7 protein-coding genes are annotated in these 6,821 nt (G+C 74.0%); 3 read left to right on the top strand and 4 right to left on the bottom strand.

What is annotated here, in order from left to right:
- Positions 1 to 38: 38 nt before the first annotated feature.
- Complete coding sequence (locus AC5WRT_RS36035) at positions 39 to 863, bottom strand: MOSC domain-containing protein (RefSeq protein ID WP_496098389.1); 825 nt, start codon at positions 861 to 863, stop codon at positions 39 to 41.
- Positions 864 to 901: 38 nt separating this feature from the next.
- On the bottom strand, positions 902 to 1,333 hold the full coding sequence (locus AC5WRT_RS36030; protein WP_496098388.1) for a DUF6643 family protein: 432 nt from the start codon (positions 1,331 to 1,333) through the stop codon (positions 902 to 904).
- Positions 1,334 to 1,618: 285 nt separating this feature from the next.
- Between AC5WRT_RS36030 and AC5WRT_RS36025 the strand changes: the two genes are divergently transcribed.
- Positions 1,619 to 2,956, top strand: a complete 1,338-nt coding sequence (locus AC5WRT_RS36025) for a TerD family protein (RefSeq protein WP_496098387.1) — start codon at positions 1,619 to 1,621, stop codon at positions 2,954 to 2,956.
- A 6-nt stretch (positions 2,957 to 2,962) separates the two neighbouring features.
- On the opposite strand, the gene AC5WRT_RS36020 is transcribed toward AC5WRT_RS36025, so the two are convergent.
- On the bottom strand, positions 2,963 to 4,156 hold the full coding sequence (locus AC5WRT_RS36020) for a glycosyltransferase (protein ID WP_496098390.1): 1,194 nt from the start codon (positions 4,154 to 4,156) through the stop codon (positions 2,963 to 2,965).
- 39 nt (positions 4,157 to 4,195) lie between these two features.
- Between AC5WRT_RS36020 and AC5WRT_RS36015 the strand changes: the two genes are divergently transcribed.
- Positions 4,196 to 4,987 carry a glutamate racemase gene (locus AC5WRT_RS36015; protein ID WP_496098386.1) on the top strand — a complete coding sequence of 264 codons (792 nt, stop codon included), beginning with the start codon at positions 4,196 to 4,198 and terminating at the stop codon, positions 4,985 to 4,987.
- A 93-nt stretch (positions 4,988 to 5,080) separates the two neighbouring features.
- Positions 5,081 to 5,626: a hypothetical protein gene (locus AC5WRT_RS36010; RefSeq protein ID WP_496098385.1), complete on the top strand. Its 546-nt coding sequence runs from the start codon at positions 5,081 to 5,083 to the stop codon at positions 5,624 to 5,626.
- On the opposite strand, the gene AC5WRT_RS36005 is transcribed toward AC5WRT_RS36010, so the two are convergent.
- Positions 5,604 to 6,611 (bottom strand): O-antigen ligase family protein, encoded by a 1,008-nt coding sequence (locus tag AC5WRT_RS36005; protein WP_496098384.1) that lies wholly within the window; start codon positions 6,609 to 6,611, stop codon positions 5,604 to 5,606. The two genes, AC5WRT_RS36010 and AC5WRT_RS36005, sit on opposite strands and share 23 nt — an antisense overlap.
- Positions 6,612 to 6,821: the final 210 nt, after the last annotated feature.

The raw sequence follows: 6,821 nt of genomic DNA, 5'->3' as shown, positions 1-6,821 counted from the left end.
TCTGGCTCACCTGTCCACAACCTCCCCGGACAGAACACCTAGTCGAGTACGCGGACCGGGTCCCCGGTCCTGATCGTGCCGCGTGAGAGGGGCACGAGGTTCTGGCCGAACAGGAGCCTTGAGCCGACATTGCGGTGGCGCGCCAGGGTGTGCAGCGGCTCGCGGCCGCGTACGGCGGTGTCCTGGTCGGTGGTCGTGACGACGCAGCGACCGCTCGGCTTCGCGACGCGGAAGAGGACCTCGCCGACCGAGATCCGCGACCAGTGGTCCTCGGCCCAGGCCTCGGTGCCGGCGACGACGACGTTGGGCCGGAAGCGGTTCATCGGCAGCGGACCCTCGTGCGCGTGCGAGCCCTGGGTGATCAGGGAGTTCAGGGCGTCGAGGGAGGCGGTCGTGGTGACCAGCAGGGGATAGCCGTCGGCGAAGCCGACCGTCTCGCCGGGCAGGGCGTATTCGGGGTCGACCGGGCGGCGGGTGGCGGGATCGTCCAGATGGACCAGGCGGACGTCCGCCTCCAGATAGGCACTGCACCAGGCGTGCGCGGCAGCGGCGGCCGGCACCGCCTCGACCTTCGTGCCGAACACGTTCACCGGCACCGTCCCGGCCGGCTCGGGCACGGACACCGTCAACGGCGCGCGGCCGGGCGCGGACAGCCGGACGCCGCCGCCGGGGCCCGGCTCGGCGGCGGCCAGCGCGAGCCGCGGCTGCTCGCGCTGGGTGACGACCCTTCCCCCGTCGTCGACCAGTGTCCAGCGCCGGTCCCCGGCCAGGCCCCAGGGCTCCACCACGGCCTCCCGGGAGGCGACACCCCGGAACGCCTTGACCGGATGGACGTGGATCGACTGCAGTTCGGCGTTTCCCATGCCGCCATCGTGCCAGCGGGCAGCGGGCGGCGCGCCGGTCAGTAGCCGCGGTACTGCTGGTTGTTGTACGGGTCCTGGTAGGGAGTCGGCGCGGGCCTCGGCGCGGCCGGGCGCATGGCCTCGTAGCCGGTGCCCATCGGACGCTGCTGCTGCGGCGCCTGCGGGCCGGGGTAACCCCGCGGGGCGCTCGCCTGCTGCGGGATGTACGCCGTCGGCGCCTGCTGCAGCGGTGCGGGCTGCGGGATCTGCGGGTAGCCGTAGGCGGGGGCCTGCGGGGACGGTGCCGCCGGGAGGGCGGGCAGTGCCGACGGCAGTGCGGGCAGGCTGCTGCCCGTGTCGTAGGCGGCGGGGACCCGGATCGGGGCGATCTGCGGCGTACCGCGCTCGGCGACGAGCGAGTCGTAGATCGGGGTGTCCGGGAAGGAGGCGGAGTAGTAGCCGCCACCATAAGTGGAGCGGGGGGAGGTCATGGCACATAAGTTAAGCCCACGATGTGCTCGTTGGGGAGACCGATAAGAGGGTTGTTTTCCGTGTCCGCAGTGACGCGGGATCCCTAATCCGAGCGAAATTGACAAAAAGGGACAGCGATACGCGCCTTAATCATGTAAAGGGCCAGTTCCTTCGGGGTTACCGTCGGTTGACCGGCGATCTCCCACGCCTGACCGTGGGAGTTCGCCGTGGGCGCGCATAGGTTGTGCGGGTAGGGATGACCTGGACGACCGACGGTCGCGAAGCCGACACGGATGGGGGCGGACATGTCCATGCTGAAAGGGGCGAACGCGCCGGTGCCGACCACGGCACTGCGGGTGGAACTGGGGTGGCACTCCCGGCCCGGTGTGCCCGACGCGGACGCCTCGGCGCTGCTGCTCGCCACCGGAAAGGTGCGCTCCGACGACGACTTCGTCTTCTACAACCAGCCCGCCCATCCTTCCGGCGCGGTGCGCCACGAGGGCAAGAGGACGACCGGCGCGGGCGTCACCGACACCCTCTGGGTGGACCTCGCGCGCGTGGAGGGCGCGATCGGGCGGATCGTCCTCGCCGCCTCAGCCGACGGCGGGACGTTCGGGCAGGTCTCCGGGCTCTACATCGAGGTGTCGGATGCCGCGAGCGGCCGGCCGGTCGCCCGCTTCGACAGCCTGGGCGCGACCGTGGAGACGGCGTTCGTGCTCGGCGAGTTCTACCGCCGGCAGGGCGCCTGGAAGTTCCGCGCCGTCGGCCAGGGCTACAGCAGCGGACTCGAGGGCCTGGCAACGGACTTCGGCATCACCGTGGACGAGCCCCAGCACGCGGTGCCGACCGCCGCACCGTCCCGGGTGGAGCCGCCCCCGCCGGCGGCGGCCCTCGCACCCCCGCCGCCTCCCGTGCCGGCGAGGGGGACGCCGCCCCCGGCTCCCGTGACCGCCCCCGCACCGCCGCACCCCGTGCCGGCCGCCTCCGTGCCCCCTCCGGCGCCGCAGCCCGTGCGTCTGTCCAAGGTCACCCTGACGAAGACGGCGCCCTCCGTCTCCCTCGCCAAGCAGGGCGGCACCTCCGGAGGAATGCGGGTCAACCTCAACTGGCAGACCCGCAAGCATCTTTCGGGGTGGGGCAGCCGGTGGGGAGGCGGCGTCCGCGGAGAGATCGACCTCGACCTGTGCGCCCTGTACGAACTCACCGACGGCCGCAAGGGCGTCGTACAGGCCCTCGGCAACGCCTTCGGATCGCTGCACCGGCCGCCGTACATCCACCTCGACGGCGACGACCGCACCGGTGCCGTCGCGAGCGGCGAGAACCTCACCATCAACCTCGATCACAAGCAGGACTTCCGGCGCATCCTCGTCTTCGTCACCATCTACGAAGGCGCCGACTCCTTCGCCGACCTGCACGCCACCGTCACCCTGCAGCCGCAGCACGGCGCCCCGATCGACTTCTCGCTCGACGAGTGCACCGTCCCCTCCACGGTGTGCGCGCTCGCGCTGATCACCAACACGGGCGGCGACCTCCTCGTGCGGCGCGAGGCGCGGTACCTGGTGCCGCAGCGCGGAGTCAGCCCGCAGCGGACCGTCGACCGCGCCTACGGCTGGGGCATGAGCTGGACGCCCGGCCGCAAATGACCGGGCTCAGCCCTCGTCGGGCACGGCGCCGGGACGAGTGTACGTGCGGCCCTTCCAGGCCGCCCCGCGTCCCCGGTAGTGCTGCACGGCCGAGTCGACCGTCATCAGGAGGTACAGCAGCGCGGTGAACGGCAGCAGCGGGGCGAGCCACAGCGGCTGCCGGTAGTGGCGCAGCATCGGCACGTACGTCCCCGCCATCACCGCCCACGCCGCGGCGCCGACGGCCGCCGTCGGTGCCGAGCCCCCCGCCGCTCCCACGGCCAGCGCCGCTGGCGGCACCAGGTACACCAGCACCAGCCCGGCCACCGTGCCGAGGAGCAGCAGCGGGTTGTGCCGCAACTGGGCGTAGGCGCTGCGCGAGACCATCCGCCACAGGTCGTCAAGCCGCGGGTACGGCCGCACGCTGTCCACCCGGTCGGCCAGCCCCAGCCACACGTGTCCTCCGGCGTCCTTGACCGCGCGTGCGAGGGCCACGTCGTCGATCACCGCGTGCCGGATGGAGTCGGGGACGCGGGCCTTCTCGGCCGTCGCGGCACGCAGCAGGACACAACCGCCCGCTGCTGCGGCCGTACGCGAGCCCCTGCGGCCGATCCACCGGAAGGGATACAGCTGGGCGAAGAAATAGACGAACGCCGGGACCACCAGCCGCTCCCACACACTCTCCACCCGCAGCCGTGCCATCTGCGACACGACGTCGTAGCCCCCGGCACGGGCCGCCGCCACCAGCGTGCGCAGGCTGTCCGGCGCGTGCGCGATGTCCGCGTCCGTCAGCAGCAGGTACTCGGGATCACGCGCGCGTGCCAGGCCGATGCCGTGCCGCACCGCCCACAGCTTGCCCGTCCACCCCGCCGGCGGCTCGCCCGGCGAGCCCACGGTCAGCGGCAGCCCGCCGTGCCGCCGGGACAGCTCGCGGGCCAGCTCCCCGGTGCCGTCGGTGCTGCCGTCGTCCACCAGGAAGACCTCCGCCCGCCCCGGATAGTCCTGCGTCAGCAGCGACGGCAGGCTCGCGGGCAGCACGGCGGCCTCGTCACGGGCCGGTACGACCGCACAGACGGACGGCCACGCGTCCGGTTCCGGGTCGGGTGGCAGCCGCACGTCCGTGCGCCAGAAGAAGCCCTGGCCCAGCAGCAGCCAGCACCAGGCGGCCAGCGATACGACGGTGATCCACAACAGGGCGCTCACGTCCCGAGTCTGCCCCACCCGAGCGGCGGGCAAGGCCCGATCGTCTATCGTGGCCGGGTGAAGATCGCGCTCATGGACTCCGGAATCGGCCTGCTCCCCGCGGCCGCCGCGGTACGGCGGCTGCGGCCCGATGCGGAGCTCGTACTGTCCTGGGACCCGGACGGGATGCCCTGGGGGCCGCGCACCCCCGACGACATCACCCAGCGGGCCCTCGCCGTGTGCGAGGCCGCCGCCGCCCACGGGCCCGACGTCCTGATCGTCGCCTGCAACACCGCGTCCGTGCACGCCCTGCCAGTGCTGCGGTCCCGCTTCGAGCCGGATGTGCCGATCATCGGCACCGTCCCGGCGATCAAGCCGGCCGCAGCGGGCGGCGGGCACGTGGCGATCTGGGCGACCCCCGCCACCACCGGGAGCGCCTACCAGCGGAACCTGATCGAGCAGTTCGCCGCCGGCGTCGCCGTCACCGAGGTGCCCTGCCCGGGACTGGCGGACGCCGTGCACCACGCGGACGACGCCGCGATCGACGCCGCGATCGCCGCGGCCGCCGCCCGCACCCCGGAGGAGGTGACCACCGTCGTCCTGGGCTGCACCAACTACGAGCTGGTCGGCGAGCGCATCCGGGCCGCCGTCCAGCGGCCCGGCCGTCCGCCGCTCGCCCTGCACGGCTCCGCCGGGGCGGTGGCCGCGCAGGCCCTGCGCAGGATCGGCGCGGAGGCGGCCCCGGACGCGGACGCCGCCCCCGGCAGCGGGCTCACGGTGCTGCTCAGCGGTCGCGAGGCCACCCTCCCGGACACCGCGCTGTCCTACGCGGAGGGGCGTTTCCTGCAGGCGGTCAGCCCCGTGCGCTGATCCGTCCCCGGGCGTGCAGCCGCGGGCCCACCCGGAGCGGTCACCCTCTGCGACGCGCTACCCGCGCAGCGAAACCTGAGTAACCTCATAACCATGAGGGACCACCCCCGGACCGAGGACGGCCGGCCCCCCGAGGTCTGGACCGGGCGTGCCACGAACCGCGTCCAATGGCTGCTGGCGCTGGTCGGCGCGGCCTGCATGGCACTCGGGGTCGAACTGGCCGTGGATTCCGCGTGGACCTCCGGTGTCGCCCCGCTCGCGATGTCCGTCGTGGGCTGCATCGCCGCCGGTCTGCTGGTGCTCTTCGGCACGCTCGCCTTCGTGCACGTCGATCTCAAGCTCGACAAGGAGTGCGTGGAGGTGCGCTGTGGCCACATCGGGCTGCCTCGCCGCCGCATCCCGCTCTCCCATGTGGCCGGCGCGGACTTCACCGCCCTGGTCACCCCCCGGCACTGGGGAGGCTGGGGCTACCGGTGGCGCCCCGAGAAGGGCACCGCCGTCGTCGTCCGACGCGGCGAGGGCATCGTGCTGCGCCTGTGGGACGGTCACACCTTCACGATCACGGTGGACAACGCCGAGGCGGCGGTACGGGCCATCCGGGACCGCCTGCGCACGGTCACTCCTGGCCAGGCCCTCTGAGGCCGGGCCCGTCACCGTTCAGAGCCGGCTCCGCGTCGTGCGCCCATGGCCGCGCCGTCGCCCACCCGGCCAGCAGCCCGGTGCCCACGGTCACCGCGGTGAAGCTGAGCGCGTCGCTCACCATGGCGAACACGCCCAGCGCGGTCAGGGCGGCGCCGGCGGTCAGGACGACCGGTGTGGAGCGGGGCGAGCGCCACAGCGCGTGCAGCACCCAGCAGAACGCGGCGACGCACAGCAGCACCCCGACGGCGCCCTGTTCCGCCGCCGACTGCAGCAGGGCCGAGTGCGGCCTGCCGTCGGCGGACAGGGCGTGCGGGGCCGTACCGGCCAGTTCGCCGAACCGTCCCGGACCGACGCCGAGACCCCGGTCGCGGCCCGCCAGCCGCAGGGCTTCCTGCCACAGCGCCACCCGGTGCGGGTCCAGCCGGACCGCGAGCACCCGGGCGAGGCCGCCCGGCAGCACACCTGCGGCGAGCGCCCAGACGGCGCCGGCCGTCAGGGCCGCCACCACGGCCAGGCCCCCCAGGCACGCGCCCCGCCGGGGCGCCGCACCGGCGGCGAGCGAGCACAGCAGCACGGCCGCACTGGCCGTGCACCCGGCGGGCGACCCGAGTACGGCCCCGGCCGACACGGTCCCGACGGTCGGCAGCCACAGCACCAGCCGCAGTTCCGGGACCGGCATGGCCCAGGCGGCACAGCACATGGCGCCCGTGGCCAGAGCCAACAGTGCGGCCGTACCGCCGGCGTGGCCGAGCGGGGAGGAGTACCGGGGACCCGCGGACAGGCCGGGCAGCACCACGGCCAGCGTCACTCCGACCGCCGCGCCGGCGCAGGGCGCGGCGACCGGCAGCAGTGCCCCGGACACCCGGCCGACGGCATGACCGGCGGCCACGGCGAGCACCGCGAGCAGCACACCCTCGGGCCGTCCGTCGTGCGCGGCCGCGGTGATCAGCGACCATCCGGCACAGGCGCCCAGGAGGATCATGCCCGCGCCGTCAGAAACGTTTCGCCTGACGTCGACCGCGTCCGCGTCCACCCCGGACGCGGGCCTCGTCCCCGTCGACCCCACCACTGCCCCTCGTCCCCGGTCCCGACCCCTGCCTCAGGCCACGGCCGGGCACGACGCCGGATCCGGCCGCACCGCCGAGGCTGGGCACACCGTAGCGGCTGATGACCGCTTTGGGCACGAGATGCG

Source organism: Streptomyces sp. NTD91, from assembly GCF_059510455.1.
The sequence above is the reverse complement of the archived record's forward strand: the minus strand, read 5'-3'. Positions and strand labels throughout refer to the sequence as shown.